Origin of the sequence: Streptomyces canus 299MFChir4.1 (assembly GCF_000383615.1) — a bacterium.
Taxonomy (GTDB): Bacteria; Actinomycetota; Actinomycetes; order Streptomycetales; family Streptomycetaceae; genus Streptomyces; species Streptomyces canus_C.
Window position 1 is genome coordinate 48840 of record NZ_KB911599.1, and the last position, 17069, is coordinate 65908.

At 71.3% G+C, this 17069-nt stretch carries 11 protein-coding genes; 5 read left to right on the forward strand and 6 right to left on the reverse strand.

Features of this window, described 5'->3' with window-relative positions; all coding sequences use genetic code 11:
- The coding region (locus tag H293_RS50285; RefSeq protein ID WP_020121690.1) for a D-alanyl-D-alanine carboxypeptidase at window positions 1-2018 on the forward strand (2018 nt) is incomplete at its 5' end.
- 155 nt (window positions 2019-2173) lie between these two features.
- A complete protein-coding gene (locus H293_RS0130895) occupies window positions 2174-4027 on the forward strand; it encodes a hypothetical protein (protein WP_028808345.1) in 1854 nt (617 codons plus the stop codon).
- An 84-nt stretch (window positions 4028-4111) separates the two neighbouring features.
- On the opposite strand, the gene H293_RS0130900 is transcribed toward H293_RS0130895, so the two are convergent.
- Window positions 4112-4939, reverse strand: a complete 828-nt coding sequence (locus tag H293_RS0130900) for a hypothetical protein (RefSeq protein ID WP_020121692.1) — start codon at window positions 4937-4939, stop codon at window positions 4112-4114.
- 97 nt (window positions 4940-5036) lie between these two features.
- Here H293_RS0130900 and H293_RS0130905 point away from each other — a divergent pair, with 97 nt between their 5' ends.
- Window positions 5037-5825: an SDR family oxidoreductase gene (locus H293_RS0130905; protein WP_020121693.1), complete on the forward strand. Its 789-nt coding sequence runs from the start codon at window positions 5037-5039 to the stop codon at window positions 5823-5825.
- Between the two features lie 126 nt (window positions 5826-5951).
- A complete protein-coding gene (locus H293_RS0130910; protein WP_020121694.1) occupies window positions 5952-7532 on the forward strand; it encodes a sodium:solute symporter family protein in 1581 nt (526 codons plus the stop codon).
- A gap of 43 nt (window positions 7533-7575) precedes the next feature.
- Here H293_RS0130910 and H293_RS0130915 read toward each other — a convergent pair whose 3' ends face one another.
- Together H293_RS0130915 and H293_RS0130920 are read right to left on the reverse strand one after the other, a co-directional pair.
- Window positions 7576-8694, reverse strand: a complete 1119-nt coding sequence (locus tag H293_RS0130915) for an ADP-ribosylglycohydrolase family protein (protein ID WP_020121695.1) — start codon at window positions 8692-8694, stop codon at window positions 7576-7578.
- Window positions 8695-8834: 140 nt separating this feature from the next.
- Entirely contained in the window at window positions 8835-12140 is a 3306-nt protein-coding gene (locus H293_RS0130920; RefSeq protein ID WP_020121696.1) for a tetratricopeptide repeat protein, read from the reverse strand.
- Between the two features lie 89 nt (window positions 12141-12229).
- Here H293_RS0130920 and H293_RS0130925 point away from each other — a divergent pair, with 89 nt between their 5' ends.
- Window positions 12230-12736, forward strand: coding sequence for a DUF2165 domain-containing protein (locus H293_RS0130925; RefSeq protein WP_020121697.1), 507 nt, complete (start codon window positions 12230-12232; stop codon window positions 12734-12736).
- Here H293_RS0130925 and H293_RS0130930 read toward each other — a convergent pair.
- From H293_RS0130930 to H293_RS0130940, 3 genes are all read right to left on the reverse strand, one after another.
- Window positions 12729-13289 (reverse strand): hypothetical protein, encoded by a 561-nt coding sequence (locus tag H293_RS0130930; RefSeq protein WP_020121698.1) that lies wholly within the window; start codon window positions 13287-13289, stop codon window positions 12729-12731. The genes H293_RS0130925 and H293_RS0130930 overlap by 8 nt on opposite strands.
- 102 nt (window positions 13290-13391) lie before the next feature.
- Window positions 13392-16004, reverse strand: a complete 2613-nt coding sequence (locus H293_RS0130935; protein ID WP_020121699.1) for a bifunctional FO biosynthesis protein CofGH — start codon at window positions 16002-16004, stop codon at window positions 13392-13394.
- Between the two features lie 58 nt (window positions 16005-16062).
- Window positions 16063-16902 (reverse strand): LLM class F420-dependent oxidoreductase, encoded by an 840-nt coding sequence (locus H293_RS0130940; protein ID WP_020121700.1) that lies wholly within the window; start codon window positions 16900-16902, stop codon window positions 16063-16065.
- Window positions 16903-17069: the final 167 nt, after the last annotated feature.

The window sequence follows — 17069 nt, forward strand, 5'->3', positions numbered from 1 at the left end:
ACACGGACCCGGCGAAGACCCCTGACGCCCCCAGTACGGCCGAGGACTCGCACGACACAGGCACGGCCGAGGGGTCCGAGGACTCCGGGGCGGCCAAGAGCCCGGACGGCCCCGACACGACCGACGGCCCTGACGACCCCGCCGACGGGTCGCCGGACGAGCCGGCCGGGGTCGGTGACGCGCGGCTGCGGGACGCGGTGGCGGCGTGGGTGGCCACGGCGGACGGGGACGGTTCCGGCAAGACCGGGGCCGCGGAGAAGCCCGAGGGCAAGGGCGCCGAGGACGCGTCCGCCACGGACACCGGGGCGGAGACGGCCGTAGCCGAGGAAACCCCTGCCGACGCCGACGAGCCGGCCCCCTCAGGGGCGCGGGGAACCGCGCGACCCGCCCCCACCGACCCGCGGACCGACGACGAGCCCGGCCGAGCCGCCGTGACCGACAAGGCGCCGACGGACGACGAGCCGGAAGACACGCCCCCCGTCGACCAGCCCACCGCCGTCTTCAAGGCTCCCCGGCCCGCCGTGGACCAGCCCACCACCATGCTGAAGCTCGGCAAGGCCCCCGAGGCCGAGCCGGAGCCCAAGCCGACGCCCAAGCCGACGCCCAAGCCGGAGGCCGACCCCGAGCGGACGAGCAGGTTCGTCGCACTGAAGGCTCTCGACGAGCCCCGGCCGAAGCCGGACGTGACCGCCGCCGTCCCCCAGGTCGGCCCGGAGCGCACCACGCAGCAGCCCCTGCCGCCGAAGCCGCCCCTCGACCTGCTCGCGGAGCTCACCAACACTCCGCCGCCCCCGCCCAGCCCTCTGCGCACCCTCGGCCGCCGGGTCAAGATCTGGACGCCGATCCTGATCCTGCTGGTCGTGGTGTTTGCGATCGTGCAGTCCGTACGCCCGCTGCCGAACCCCACGCTCAGCCTCACCGCCGAGGACTCCTACACCTTCGACGGCAGCAAGGCGACTCTCCCCTGGCCCACCCAGGGCCAGGGCTGGATGGACGTCAACGGCATCGGCACGATGGGCGACTTCGGCAAGCAGACGCCCGTCGCGATCGGCTCCGTGGCCAAGGCCATGACCGCCTACATCGTCCTCAAGGACCACCCCCTCAAGTCCGGCGAGGAGGGCGCGAAGATCACCGTCGACGCGCTCGCCGAGAAGGAGGGCGGCTACAACAAGGACGGCGAGTCCACCCTCAACACCGTCAAGAAGGACGACGTCCTCACCCAGCGGCAGGCGATCGCGGCGATCATGATCCCGTCCGCCAACAACATCGCCCGGCTGCTCGCCCGCTGGGACTCCGGTTCCGAGGCGGCGTTCATCAAGAAGATGAACGACACCGCCAAGGCACTCGGCATGAAGAGCACGACGTACACCGACGCCTCGGGCCTGAAGGAGTCCACCGTCTCCACCGCCGAGGACCAGGTGAAGCTCGGCAACGAGCTGGTGAAGATCCCGGCGCTGATGGAGATCACGTCCATGGGTCAGTGGATCGATCCGTCCGGACACAAGTGGTACAACTACAACTATCTGGTCCCTTACAACGGTGCCGTCGGCATCAAGACCGGCACCACCAGCGCCGCCGGCGGCAATCTCCTCTTCGCCGCCCGCAAGGAGGTCGGCGGGGAGACCGTCACCGTCGTCGGCGCGATCCTCGGCCAGCACAAGGCGCCGATCATCACGACCGTCAACGACGTCAGCAGGGTCGCGATGCTCGCCGCCCGGGACGAGCTGACCTCGGCGAAGATCCTCAAGAAGGGTGACGTCGTCGGCTATGTGGACGACGGTCTCGGCGGGCACACCCCCGTCGTGCTGACCAAGGACGTCACCGCCGTCGGCTGGGCCGGCTTCAAGGTGAAGCTGTCCTTCGCCGCCGACGACGTACCGCACACCGCGAAGGCCGGCACCAAGGTCGGCACCCTCACCGTCGGTGACGGCGAGGGCGGCGCGGTCAAGGTCCCCGTCACCCTCCAGAAGGACCTGACCGAACCGGGTCTGACCGACAAGCTGACCCGCGTCGGCTGATCTGCTGAACGGGACGGACGCAGCACGCGGCCCGCAGGCCGGACCCCGCCGGGGTTCCGGACGGCGGGCCGCGTGCTAGCGTCACGAACCGGGGCAGGTCGACGCTGGGGCGCGGCCGAGAAATGAAGACGGGACACCACGGGGAGTGCCTTCAGGTGGCCACTGCGGAGCCGACAAGCGCCGACGACACCGACCCGGGCCCGGGTACCGGCCCGCGAATACGCGTGCCCGCAGACCTTGAGACCGGGCCCGGCAGCTCCCCCGCGGGCATGAGGGGCAGGGCCCGGGGCGCTCTCCTCGCGCTGCGCGAGCGCCTGCTGCGCCACCCCGTCCTCTCCATGACCGCGCTCTCCGGCGTCCTCCACATCGTCTGGTTCTTCACGTTCGCGAACAGCGGCGGGGACCTCGCGGCGCAGGACGCGTGGGCCGAGTTCGTCGGCCGGCACCCGGACTCCGCGTACAACCTGGCCTGGTACGGCGGCATGCACCCGGTGTCGTACAGCATCGTCTCGCCGTACCTGATGTCGGTCCTCGGCGTCCGTACGACGATGATGCTGGCCGGGACCGTCTCGGCCGGTCTGCTGACGCTGGTGCTGATCCGCAGCCGGTCGGTGAAGAACCCGCTGTGGGCCTCGCTGGCGGGTGTGTACGCCTTCCTGTGCAACGCGGCCTCGGGCCGGGTGACCTTCGGGCTCGGCACGGTGTTCGCGCTCGGCGCGGTCGCCGTCGTCTTCTGCTGGCCGCACCGCTGGCGCTACAAACGCTGGGCCAAGGCCGCCTGCGCAGCCCCGCTCGCCGCGCTCGCGACCATGGCCTCACCCGTCGCCGGCCTGTTCGTGGGCCTGGTGGCGGTCGCCCTCTTCCTGCAGAAACGGCGTCCGGGCGCCTGGGCGCTGGGCCTCGCGCCCACGGCCGTCGTCGCGCTGTCCGCCTGGCTCTTCCCGTTCGCCGGCACCCAGCCGATGAAGATCGCCTCGGTGCTGCTGCCGCTGGCGTACGGCGTCCTGGTCTTCCTCCTGGTCCCGCGCGAGTGGACGACGGTCCGGATCACCGCCGGGGTGTACAGCCTCTCGGTCGTCCTGGTCTGGCTGGTGAGCTCCCAGATCGGCTCCAACATCTCGCGCCTGTCGATGCTGTTCGCGGGGGTGGCCCTGGCGGCCGCGCTGCCGTTCACGGTGCCGCGCTCCCGCAAGTGGTACGCCACCGTCATCGCCTTCGCCGGCTTCACCACCTGGATCGGCTTCAAGTCCGTCGACGACGTCGTCCACACCACCCCCACGGCGTCCTGGGCACGGGAGCTCGCCCCCCTCGTCAACGAGCTCCAGGAGGTCGGCGCCGAGAAGGGCCGCGTCGAGGTCGTACCGGCCGCCTCCCACCGCGAGGCGTCCGCGCTCGCGCCGTACGTCAACCTCGCCCGGGGCTGGAACCGGCAGGCCGACATGGAGCGCAACCCGCTCTTCTACGACGACACCCTGAACTCCGCGAACTACCACGAGTGGCTCCAGCGCTGGGCCGTGCACTTCGTGGTCGTGCCCAAGGACGAGCCCGACGGGGACGGGGGCGAGCGGGAGCGGGAGCTGGTCCAGCGCGGGATGCCGTATCTGAAGCAGATCTGGGGCGACGCGAACTGGCAGCTCTTCCGGGTGACCGACCCGGCACCGCTGGCCTCCCCGAACACGGTCGTCGACCGTGCCGCGCAGGGTGAGATGACCATGAGGGTGAAGAAGGCCGGGCGGATTCTGATCCGGATCCCGTACTCGCCGTGGCTGTCGATCGTCGACGCGGAGGGCAAGAAGCTGCAGGCTCCGCAGGAGACGGAGGCGTCGAAGAACCGGGAAGACGGGGAACCGAAGGTCTTCGACAACGTCAACGGGTGTCTGATGGAGACGCCGGAGGATGCGGACGGGGACAAGTGGACGATGCTGCTGGCGCCCAAGGCGGGGACGTATCGGTTGGCGGCGCCGTACACCGTGCCGCGCGGGACGCCTTGTCCGGATGAGTTGAAGTAGTTTCGCGGCTGCGGGCCGGTGGGGGCTTGTCGCGCCCACGCGGCGGAGCCGCATATCGGCACGGCCCCGCGCCCCTTAAGGGGCTTACCGCAGCCGGTCCACGTATGTGTCCGTGCCCGGGACTGTCGGGATGAAAGGCGCCAACAGCTCGCGGCGGCCCGTCACCGGCTCTTCCAGGTCCGTGAAATGCGGGTCCCAACACTCGCGCGGATCCCTCTCCAGGAACCACAGCAGCGTCACCCGGGTGTCCACCCCCTCCACCTGCTTCACGTACGTCATGCGGTCGCCCGGCAAGGGGGTCGGGCGGAACACGGTCACCATGGCCGCCGGGGAGCCCGCCACGCGCTTCGGGACGTGGCGGGAGAGCAGCCACTCCAGCAACTCCGCCCGCTGCTCCGGGGATTCCGCGTCGATGACCTCCAGCACCAGCCCGGCGTACGGGTGGTCCAGGGCGTGGAAGTCCCTCGGGCCCGCCGCTCCGTCGCGGTAGACCGTGGACTCGTGGTCCTGGAACGCCGTGAAGACGTGGGTGCGGTCGCGGTAGACGCGGGCGTCGCGGTTGAGGCGTTTGTTGATGGCCACCGTCCACTTCATGTGGTCGTCGTAGCGGCCGTCGGTGACCCAGTAGGTGGAGAGATAGCAGCCGGCCGTCACCGGCTGGGCCACCGCCGACTTCTCCGGGACGCGCAGGAGTTGCAGGTCCCGGGTGGCCACCCAGCGGCGGCCGGCGAACATCCAGGGCATGGCCATCGCGCCGGCGTAGTAGTGGTCGTCCTCGTACCAGCGGTTGTAGGCGTACTCGTGGCCGGGATGCGGTTCGACCATGGTGATCAGCGCGTGCCCGGGATGGACTCCGTAGGGCCCTGTGGCGGCCAGTTCGGCGTACGTCTCGCTGTGGGTCTCTTCTGACATCGGACCTTCCCTCCTCCAGCGCTCGCCCATACTCTGACGCTCCGTCAGATAATGCGCCAGAGCCAGGAACCAGGCAGGAATCAGGGAGGCCGCCGGTATGTCACTTCTCTCCGGGAAGACCGTCGTCGTGTCGGGAGTCGGTGCGGGGCTCGGGCACCAGGTGGCCGCGGCCGTCGTACGGGACGGCGGGAACGCCGTGCTGGGGGCGCGGACCGAGGCGAACCTCGCGAAGAGCGCCGCGGAGATCGATCCGGACGGGGCGCACACCGCGTACCGCTCGACGGACATCACCGACGAGCAACAGTGCGCCGCGCTCGCCGAGTTGGCGGTGGAGCGGTTCGGGCGGCTGGACGCGGTGGTGCAGGTGGCCGCGTGGGACAGCTACTTCGGCGGGCTGGAGGACGCGGACTTCGCGAGCTGGCAGTCGGTCATCGACGTGAACCTGCTGGGGTCGCTGCGGATGACCAGGGCATGCCTGGCAGGGCTGCGGGCGGCGGGCGGCGGGTCGGTGGTGTTCGTCGGGACGCAGTCGGCCGTGGCCGCCCCCTCGCAGGTGCGCCAGGCCGCGTACGCCGCCTCGAAGGGGGCGCTGACCAGCGCGATGTACTCGCTGGCGCGGGAGCTCGGGCCGGACCGGATCCGGGTCAACACCGTGCTGCCGGGCTGGATGTGGGGGCCGCCGGTGCAGGCGTACGTGCAGTTCACGGCTCATACGGAGAAGGTGCCGGAGGCGGACGTGCTCAAGCGGCTCACCGACCGGATGGCGCTGCCCGAGCTCGCGACCGACGGGGACGTGGCGGACGCGACGGTGTTCCTGGCCTCGGACCGGGCGCGGGCGATCACCGGGCAGTCGTTGCTGGTCAACGCCGGGGAGTTGATGCGGTGAGTTCATGTAGGTGAACGCAGGCCATCATCTCGAATACTTTTACCTCCCCTTGACCCTACACCAGCTTGTCGTGTCCACGCGGTGGCGCCCACGATGAGCGCCGGGCTGAACCCTGGGAGGGCGCATATGAACGGTCTCGACTGGGCCGTGCTCATCGGCTATTTCGGCGTGATGGTCGCGATCGGCGTCTGGTCGCACAAACGCGTGGACGACGTCAGTGACTTCTTCACCGCCGGCGGCAAGATGCCCTGGTGGCTGTCCGGCATCTCGCACCACATGTCGGGCTACAGCGCGGTGATGTTCACCGGGTACGCGGGCATCGCCTACACCTACGGCGTCACCTCCTTCGTCACCTGGTCCTTCCCCATCGCCCTCGGCATCGCGATCGGCTCGAAGCTGTTCGCGCCGCGCATCAACCGGCTGCGCTCACGACTCCATGTGGCGTCCCCGCTCGAATACCTCAAGAACCGCTACGACCTGAAGACCCAGCAGGCGCTGGCCTGGTCCGGCATGCTGCTGAAGATCGTGGACGTCGGCGCCAAGTGGGCCGCCATCGCGACCCTGTTGTCGGTCTTCACCGGGATCTCGCTCAACCAGGGCATCCTGATCACCGGCGCCATCACGGCCGTCTACTGCACGATCGGCGGCCTGTGGGCCGACGCGCTCACCGAGTTGGGCCAGTTCGTCATCCAACTCCTCGCCGGTGTCGCGATGTTCGTCGCCGTCGTCCTCAAACTCAACGACAAGGGCATCGGCTTCTTCGGCGCCTGGGACGAGCCGGAGCTCCAGGGTCACGGAGAGCCGCTGGTGGGGCCGTACGGAACGGTCTTCCTGCTCGCCTTCCTCTTCATCAAGCTCTTCGAGTACAACGGCGGCATGCTCAACCAGGCCCAGCGCTACATGGCCACGGCCAACGCGCACCAGGCCGAGCGCTCGGCCCGCCTGTCGGCGATCCTGTGGCTGGTGTGGCCGGTCGTCCTCTTCTTCCCCATGTGGATGTCGCCGCTGCTTGTCCACTCGCAGAAGCCCGACGGCTCGGACTCCTACGGCCTGATGACCGAACAGCTGCTGCCGCACGGCCTGTTGGGCCTGGTCATCGTCGGCTTCTTCTCGCACACCATGGCCATGTGCTCCTCCGACGCCAACGCGATCGCGGCCGTCTTCACCCGGGACTGCGCACCGGTGGTGTGGCGCAGGGCGCGCAGCTGGAACCAGGGGCAGGGTCTCAGGGTCGCCCGCATCACGACCGTCGTCTTCCTCGGCCTGTCGATGGCGGCGGCGACCCAGGTCAACTCCCCCGCGTTCAAGGACATCATCACCGTCGTGATCAAGTGGGTGGCCGGACTCATGGGCCCGATGGCCATCCCGATGATGCTCGGCCTGCTCCGCCCGTTCCGCCGCTCAGGACCGACCGCCGCGCTCACCAGCTGGTCGATGGGTCTGCTCGCCTTCTGGCTGGTCAACTACCCGATCAACTGGAACGTCGACGGCGGTGTCCCGCTCCAGTACCAGGTCTCGATCCCGCTGGCCGTCTCCCTGGTCCTCTACATCCTCATCGGCTTCATCAAGCCCGAGGACACCCCGGAGCGTCTCGCGATCATCGAGAAGATCAACACCGACGGGGACGGCGACGGGGCGGCCGCCGCGGCGATCCCCACTCCGGCGGGCGGTGTGCAGGACGTGATCGGTACGAAGGTGAAGGACTAACTCTCCCTATTGGACTGACTACTGGACTGACTCATGGACTGATCTACGCCCTCGGATAGCGGACCAGCCACCCCGGCGACGCACCCCCGGGCCCGTGCAGCGCGGGCCCCTGGGTCATCTCCATCGCGAAGTCGTCGGCGAGTTCCAGCAGTGTGGGACGGCCCTCCAGCTCGGCCAGCCAGGCCGGCGGGAGGGCCGTCTCGCCGTGCAGGGCGCCGAGCAGGCCGCCGGTGAGGGCGCCGGCCGCGGCGGAGGGGCCGTCGTGGTTCACGGCGAGGCACAGACCGTGCCGTACGTCCTCCCCGACCAGCGCGCAGTACACGGCGGCCGACAGCAGCCCGTCCGCCGAACCGTCGGCGGCGAGCTCCTCCACCCGCGCCGGCGTGGGCATCCCCTGCCGTACGGCACCCAGCGCGTGCTGGAGCGCGTCCGACACCGGCTCGTGCCCGGGCCGCGCCGCCAGCAGCGCGAGCGCCCGCTGCACGGCCCCGTCCAGGCTGTCGCCGAGGGCCAGCGCGTGCACGATCACGGCGTACGCGCCCGCCGACAGATAGGCGACGGGATGCCCGTGGGTCTGCGCGGCGCACTCCACGGCCAGCTGCACGACGAGCTGCGGCTCCCATCCGACGAGCAGCCCGAAGGGCGCGGAACGGGCGGTGGCCTCGGGCCCGAGCTCGTTCGGGTTCTTGGGCGACTCCAGCGTCCCCATGGTGTCGTCGCCGAACCCGATGAGCAGGGACCGGGTCGGGTCGCGGCGGGCGTACAGCCACTCCTCCCGGGCCAGCCAGCCGTCCTCCTTGCGCCGCTCGTCGGGACCCCAGTCGCGCTGGGTGGCCGCCCAGCGCAGATACGCCCGGTGCAGGTCGGTGGGCGGATGCCAGGCACCGGTGTCCCGGCGCACCTGGGCCCGGATGAGCCCGTCCACGGTGAACAGGCTGAGCTGGGTGAGATGAGTGACGGCGCCGCGCCGGCCGTACCCGAACGCGAGGTCCACGAGCCCCTCGGCGCCGTACGCCTCCCGGATCTCGTCCAGTCCGAGCCCGTCGACCGGCGCACCCAGCGCGTCCCCCACGGCCACCCCGAGGAGCGTCCCGCGCACCCGGCTCCGGAAGTCCTGCTGCTCGGCACGCCCCCAGACGACGGCCCCGGCTGTCGCACCCACCAAGACCTCCCGTGGCGACCGTCCGTATGTACGACGCTCAGCACTGTAATCGACGGGGAGTGCGGGGTTCAGGGGGCGTGTGGGTATGCGCCCCTATTACCGAAAGGCGGAAACGTTTCCGGCAGGCGTGACCCCCGTCCTCAGCTTCTCGCCGACCACCGGGCCCGGATCGCGTCCCTCGCCTCGCTCACCGTCGCGAGGCAGGTCGCCGTGTGGGAGGACCGGTCTGCCCCCGGGGCCGTGAGGAGCTCGGTGAGGATGTCGGCCAGGGTGGCCAGGTCGTCCCATTCCGGGGCGAGGGCGAGGAGTTCGGACAGGCCCCGGTCCGCCGCCGGGGCGTCGGCCAGTGCGCAGCCCAGGAAGCAGTGGGCCTGGGCTCGGGTCACGGGCTCGATGGCGGGGTCCTCGACCAGTCGGGCGAGGTCGCGCCAGAGGGGTTCGGCAGCCTCGGGGCCTTCGGAGCAGTGGACCGTCGTGGCCAGTTGGAAGGTGCCGGCGACCGGATCCCGCTCCCGCAGGCGCTCGGCGAGGGCGCGGGCCTGCGCCCACCGGCCGTGGTGCCGGTGGAGTTCGACGCGGGTGTCGTCCAGGTCTGCGAGGGGGGTCGCCGCCAGCCGCTGCTCCGCCTCCTCCCGGCGCCCGCTCGTCCACAGCAGTTCGATCGCCGCTCCCCGCTCCCACGTCATCCCGGGATCCAGTGCCACGCACTGCTCCAGGTCGGACAGGGCCTGCTCGGTGCGGCCGATCGCCAGACACACCCGGCCCCGGCGGCCGTAGGCCCAGGCGTACTCGGGGTCGGCGGCCACCGCACGGTCCAGGTGGTGCAGGGCCTCCTCGTAGGACTTGCGGTCGTGGTGGATCGCTCCCAGTCCGGCCAAGGCGGTCTCGTGGTCCGGGTCCCGCACCAGGAGGGCGCGCAGGACGGCCGTCGCCTCGTCGTGCCGGCCCGCCAGCCAGTAGGCCCAGCCCAGTTCGGACTGGATCCAGTGGGCGTCCGGCTCCGCCTCGACGGCCCGCCGCAGGTCCTCGAACATGCCTTCCTGGTCGTCGAGCCGGCCTCTGGTCCGGGATCTCATCACCAGGGCCCAGGCGTAGTCGGGGATCAGCAGGACGGCCCCGTCGAAGGCGGCCATCGCCTCCTCGTACCGGCCGAGTTCGTACAGCGCCTGGCCGCGGCTCGCCATTGCCGACGCGTAGCCAGGCTCCAGGGACACCGCGCGCCCCAGCTCCGTCACCGCGTCCTCGTACCGCCCCGCGATCCGGTACGCGTCCCCGCGTTCCGACGCGATCCAGGCCAGGTCGGGCGCCAGCTCGTACGCCCGGTCCAGGTCCGCGAACGCCTTGTCCACGTCTCCCCGCGTGCGGTGCAGCCGGGCCCTGCGCACCAGCGCCCACAGGTGCTCCGGATCGATGTTCAGCGCACGGTTGAAGTCGGCCAGCGACTCGTCGAGCATGCCCAGGCCGTGCCGGCACACCGCCCGCCCTGCCAGGGCGACGTCGTCGGTCGGGTCGAGGGCGACGGCACGGGTGTAGTCGACGACGGCTTGCTCCAGGTGGGACGCGAGGCGGTGGGTCTCGGCCCGCTCGGCGATGATCCACCCGTTGTCGGGGGCCAGTTCGACGGCACGGTCGAGGGCGGTCAGTGCCGCCGGGTAGTCCTCCAGGAGCTGGTGGGTGAGGCCCCGGCCGTAGTGGGCCAGCGGCTGCAGCGGGTCCAGTTCGACCGCGCGGTCGTACTCCTCCAGGGCCTGCGCGTACTCCTGGCGCCTGCGCAGTTCCCGGGCGCGCAGCACGTGCGCCTCCGCCCGGCCGGCCGGGTCGAGACCGGGGCGGGCCAGGAGCAGGTCCGCCGCTCCGGTCATCCCGCTCTCCTCGTCCGCGAGCGCCGCACCCAGCGACCGTCCCCACTCGCGCAGTACGGCGTGCTCCGCCGCGTCGCCCGCCTCCTCCAGCATCCGCGCCCAGCGGCGGGCGACGACCTCGTCCTGGCGGCAGGCCACGACGAAGCCGCGCAGGGCCTCGGCGAGCGCCGCGGGCGGGCGGGCACACAGCAGGTGGTAGACCTCCTCCAGGCGCAGTTCGCACCACTCCTCGTCGGACCACAGCTCCGCGTCGCGCCGGCCGCACTCGGCGTCCTCGCGCCACTCGGCGAACGCCTCCGCCAGCCGCCGGTGCCGGGTCGTCCACTCGGTGCGGGACCGGCGCCGCTCCATGCGGAGCATCTGGGCGCGCACGACGTCGTGGTACTGGAGCCGCTCGCCGCGCTGGGCGACGAACGGCAGCCCGGTCAACCACGCGTACTGGGAGTCCAGTTCGTCCTCCGTGGCGGCGACGAGCACCCGGAAGACGTCCGCGTCCAGCCGTCTGGGGAGCGCGCAGGCCCGGGCGACCTTCCGCAGGGGCTCCGGTTCCGGCCTCAGGAACCGTTGCACCGCGGTCGAACTCGGGTCGAGCACGTCGTCGGGGCCGTCGGGGCGTCTGGCCGCGAGGGTCGACACCAGGACCGGGAGGCCGCCCGTCAGGCGCAGCACCTCCTCGACGACCGGTTCGGCCACCACGCCCCGCACGGCGAGCAGGCGGCGCGCCTCGGCCTCGGTGAAGGGGGCGAGCGGCAGCTCCGCCACCGAGTCCAGTCCGCCCCAGCGGTCGGTGTCCAGGGGGCGCTGGCCCGCGGTGACCACCACGACGGCGGCGGGCAGCCGGCCGTGCTCACGCGGCTTGGTGAGGACGTCGTACAGCCACGGGTCGAGGAAGGGGCCGGTCCGCTCGTAGGTGTCGAAGACCAGGACGATCCACGGTACGGCGGAGGCGGCGGCCCTCAGTTCGGCGAGCAGGACCGGGGTGAGGACCCGCTCCGGGGTGAGCACCAGGTCGACGTCGTCGAGGTTGCGGAAGCGGGCGCCGAGGCCGGCCCGCAGCCGGTCGGCCCCCTGGGCGAGCCGGTCGGCGGGAAGGGCGCGGGTGACGAGTCCGGCGCCCGGCACGGCTGTTTCCAGGGCAGTCAGGCCGAGGTCCACGGCGATCCTGCTTCCGGCCGACGCCGTCTGGGGCGTGGACTCCGGCGCGAGGGCGGCGAGGGCGGCCTCCGCCTCGCGCCGCCGGTCCCGCCAGGTGGCGAGGCGCCGTTCCAGATCCTTCAACCTCCTTCCCTGGTCGACGAATTCATGGCACAGCGTCTCCATGGCCTCCGGGACGCTGCCGATGCCGTCGTCGACGTAGGCCGTGAGCGCCCCGCGTTCGCGGGCGAGCTGCGCCAACTCCTGGACCAGGGAGGTCTTTCCGATGCCCGCGCTGCCGTGGACGTGGAAGCGGAAGCGGTGCCGGGGGTCTCCGGGCGGGATGTCGAAGTTCTGGAGGAACGCGGTCCGTTCGGCCTCGCGGCCCACGAAACCGGCCCGGGTGCGACGCTGGATCAGCTCCTGCGCCGACGGCTGCGCCTGCGTCATCCGTTCGTCCCCTCGTCGCGGCCCGTCCGCCTCTCATTCTGGCGCAACCGATGTGGATCACGCCGTCCCGCACAGGGAAGATGGCCTCCATGGCATCGACACCCCCACGCACCACACGAAGCGCACTCCACCTCTCCGCCACTCTCCTCACCGCGAGCGTCGCGCTGTACATAGCGCTCGTCGCGTTCGGGAACATCACGGACTTCGGGACGAACCAGGCGTTCGTGCAGCACGTGCTCGCCATGGATACGACGTTCAAGGACGACGATCTGATGTGGAGAGCCATCACCAGCAAGGGACTTCAGAACACGGCGTATGTCGCGATCATCGTCTGGGAGACGCTCGCGGCGCTCGTGCTGATCTACGGCACGTATCTGTGGGTGCGCCGGGACGACCAGGCGGCCCGGCGGTTCTCCACCTACGGTCTGCTCATGCTCATGCTGCTGTTCGGCGCCGGGTTCATCGCGATCGGCGGGGAGTGGTTCTCCATGTGGCAGTCGGACACCTGGAACGGCCTGGACGCGGCGCTGCGGGTGTTCGTGCTGAGCGGAGTGGTGTTGCTGGTGGTCAACCTGCCCGACCGCAGCGCTAGTTGACGACGACGACCTTCGTGCCCGTCTCGCCGAACGTCCACAGGGCCGAGCCGTCCGCGGTCTTCATGCGGATGCCGCCGGTCCGGGTGCCGTTCGCGGGCGGGGGCGAGGAGCCGTCCACCGCGTTGGAGAAGGCGACGTTCACGCCGTCCACGGCGGTGAAGTACACGATGTGCTCGATCCGCACGCCGTCGGACCCGGTCGTCGGGTCTCCCCGGCGCAGCGAGACGGAGTAGGTGCCGGGGGCGGGGTGGACCGCCCCCGGCCAGACGGCGAAGGTCCGCCGGGCCGCCTCGCTCGCGTCGATGAGCCACACCCGCTTCTCGCCGAGCGAGTAGACGATCCGGCGGCCGGTGCCGGAGGCGTCCGGGACCGCGGTCGCGGACGGCTCGGGCCGCGCGGAGGCGCTCGGGGAGGCCGACACACTGGGCCTGGCGGTGGCGGCCGCGGTCGGCTTGGTTCCCTTGTCGGCCTGTACGGCCAGGGCGACGACGGCGGCGATCGCCCCCACGGTCAGACCCGTCACCCAGACCTTCGGGGCTGGCACGGCACGCATCTCCTCGGCTAAGGATCCCCGTCGAACGGGGGTCGGATCATCGTACCGGCCCCCGTCTCGACACCTGTCCCCCCAGCCGTTCCCCAGCTGTCGGCCGGGCTCTCAGTCCAGCACCGGCAGCAGCTCCGGCAGATGCCCGTCGGAGACCTGCGCCGCCTTCTGCCGCTCCCGCGGCACCTCTCCGTACAGCGTGGTGCGCGGGCGGGCGGGACGGCCCGCCGCCTCCGCGACCGCGATCAGGTCCTTCACCGACTTGTAGGAGCCGTACGACGACCCCGCCATCCGCGAGATCGTCTCCTCCATGAGGGTGCCGCCGAGGTCGTTCGCGCCGGAGCGGAGCATCTCGGCCGCGCCCTCGGTGCCGAGCTTCACCCAGCTGGTCTGGATGTTCGGTATCCAGGGGTGGAGGAGCAGCCTGGCCATCGCCGTGACCGCCCGGTTGTCCCGCATGGACGGGCCCGGGCGGGCGATGCCGGCCAGGTACACGGGGGCGTTGGTGTGGATGAAGGGGAGCGTCACGAACTCCGTGAAGCCGCCGGTGCGTTGCTGGATGCCCGCCAGGGTGCGCAGGTGGCCCAGCCAGTGGCGCGGCTGGTCGACATGGCCGTACATCATCGTCGAGGAGGACCGGAGGCCGACCTCGTGCGCCGTCTCGATCACCTCGATCCAGGTCGCCGTCGGCAGCTTGCCCTTGGTCAGCACCCAGCGGACCTCGTCGTCGAGGATCTCGGCGGCCGTGCCGGGTAGGGAGTCGAGGCCGGCCTCCTTGGCCGCGGTCAGCCACTCCCGGATCGACATGCCGGTGCGGGTCGCGCCGTTGACGACCTCCATCGGCGAGAAGGCGTGCACATGCATGCCGGGGACCCGCTCCTTCACCGCCTTCGCGATGTCGAAGTACGCCGTGCCGGGCAGGTCCGGGTGGATCCCGCCCTGCATGCAGACCTCCACCGCGCCGACCTCCCAGGCCTGTTGGGCGCGGTCGGCCACCTGGTCCAGGGAGAGCGTGTAGGCGTCGGCGTCGGTGCGCCGCTGGGCGAAGGCGCAGAAACGGCAGCCGGTGTAGCAGACGTTGGTGAAGTTGATGTTCCGGGTGACGATGTACGTCACGTCGTCACCGGCCACCGACCTGCGGACGTCGTCGGCGATCCGGGTGAGCGCGTCCAGGGCCGGCCCGTCGGCGTGCAGCAGCGCGAGGGCCTCGTCGTCGGTCAGCTTCGTGGGGTCGTCGGCGGCTGTGCGCAGCGCCTCGCGTACGTCCGTGTCGATGCGCTCGGGCACCATGCCGGGGGCGGCCGCCTCGCGCAGGGCGCCCCAGTCGCCGTAGACCTCGTCGAAGTCGTCGCGGCGGTCGGAGGTACGGCCCTCGGTGTCGATGGAGGCGTGCAGATCCGTACGCCCCGAGGCCACGAACACCTCCTCCGGCTCCTGCCAGGGCAGCCCCCGCGGGAGGGCGCCGGGGCGCGCGAGGCCCGTCTCCGGGTCGGCCAGCGCCGCCACGTGCGGGCGCAGCCTCGGGTCCAGCCAGGGCTCGCCGCGCTGCACGAACTCGGGGTACACGCACAGCCGTTCCCGCAGCTCGAAGCCGGCCGCGGCGGACCGCTCGGTGAGCTCCTCGATCTGGGGCCACGGGCGCTCGGGGTTGACGTGGTCGATGGTGAGCGGGCTGACCCCGCCCCAGTCGTCGATGCCCGCCCCGATCAGGCGCTCGTACTCGCTGTCGACGAGGTTCGGCGGGGCCTGGATGTTGGCGGCCGGGCCCATGATGAGCCGGGCGACGGCCACCGCGGCGACCAGTTCGTCGAGTTCCGCGTCCGGCATGCCGCGCATCGCGGTGTCCGGCTTGGCGCGGAAGTTCTGGATGATCAGTTCCTGGATGCTGTGGTACGACCGTGCCGTGCGCCGGAGCGCGAAGAGGGACTCGGCGCGCTCCTCGTAGGTCTCCCCGATCCCGATGAGGATGCCGGAGGTGAACGGGACGGAGGAACGGCCGGCGTCCTCCAGGACCCGCAGTCGTACGGCGGGCTCCTTGTCCGGGGAGCCGTGGTGCGGGCCGCCGGGCTCCGACCAGAGCCGGGTCGCGGTCGTCTCCAGCATCATGCCCATGCTCGGCGCGACCGGCTTCAGCCGCTGGAAGTCGGTCCAGGACAGCACGCCCGGGTTGAGGTGCGGGAGGAGTCCCGTCTCCTCCAGGATCCGGATGGAGATGGCCCGGACGTAGGCGATGGTGTCGTCGTAACCATGCGCGTCCAGCCACTCCCTGGCCTCCGGCCAGCGGTCCTCGGGCTTGTCGCCGAGGGTGATCAGGGCTTCCTTGCAGCCCAGCGCGGCACCCTTGCGGGCCACGTCCAGGACCTCGTCGGGGGACATGAACATGCCGTGCCCGGCGCGGCGGAGCTTGCCGGGGACGGTCACGAAGGTGCAGTAGTGGCACTTGTCCCGGCACAGCCGGGTCAGCGGGATGAAGACGCTCTTCGAGTACGTGATGACACCGGGGCGGCCCGCCTGTTCGAGTCCCGCGTCCCTGACCCGGGCGGCGGACGCGGTGAGGTCGTCCAGGGCCGGGCCGCGGGCCTGGAGCAGCACCGCGGCCTCGGAGACGTCGAGGGCGACGCCGTCCCGGGCACGTTTGAGAGCGCGACGCAGGGAGTTCTCGGTGGGGCCGGTACCGCCGGGGCGGTCGGTGGGGCCGGTTCCGGAGGTCGCGGAGGTCGTCATCCTTCGAGCATACGAGCGGTGTGATCAGGGCAGAGGGACTGCCTGGAGGTGGGTGACATCACACCTCACCGCCGCCCCCGACATAACGGGCATATTCGTCCAGCGCCTTCAGCACCTCACCATCTCCCGCCGGAGGCAGCTGCACCACGACCTCCTCGATGCCGAGGTCGGCGTAGTGCGCGAGTTTGCCGGGGCTGGGGAAGACGGCGTACGGCACCACCTGGAGCGCCGCCGGGTCGCGGCCCGCGTCGGCCCAGGCGCTGCGCAGCACGGGCAGGGACTCGGTCAGGCCGCGTCCACCGATGGGCAGCCAGCCGTCGGCGTACTCGCAGATGTGGGAGAACAGCTTGGGCCCGGCGGCGCCGCCCACCAGGGTCCGCTTCTGGACGGGCTTGGGGAAGGCGTAACTGGCCCTGACGCTCCCGAACTCTCCTTCATAGGCGGTCGGTTCGTCCGCCCAGAGGGCGTGCATGAGCGCCATCCGGTCCCGGACGAGCTCGCGCCGGGTGCGCCACTCGACGCCGTGGTCGGCGGCTTCCTCGACGTTCCAGCCGAAGCCGAGCCCGAGGGTGAAGCGGCCGCCGGAGAGGTGGTCGAGGGTGGCGATCTGCTTGGCCAGGTCGATCGGGTCGTGCTGGGCGACGAGCGTGATGCCGGTACCGAGACCGAGCCGCTCGGTGACGGCGGCGGCCTGGCCGAGCGCGACGAAGGGGTCGAGGGTACGGCCGTACTCACGCGGCAGGTCGCCGCCCGCGGGGTACGGAGTGACGCGCTCGACGGGGATGTGGGTGTGCTCGGGCAGATACAGCCCGGCGAAGCCCCGCGCCTCCAGCTCACGGGCGAGCCGGGTCGGGGTGATGGTCTCGTCGGTGAGGAAGATCGTCACGGAGATTCGCATGACTGCATCTGTACCGGGCGGGGGCGGGGATGTCCATACCGACTGGTCGGCATTGTTGGGGAGTGGGAGTGGGAGCGGGAGTGGCGAGTCCGATGCGCGGTGTCGGTCGTCTGTCGGGGCTGTCGATCGTCCGCTGAGGCTGTCGGTCGTCTGTCGGGGCTGTCGGT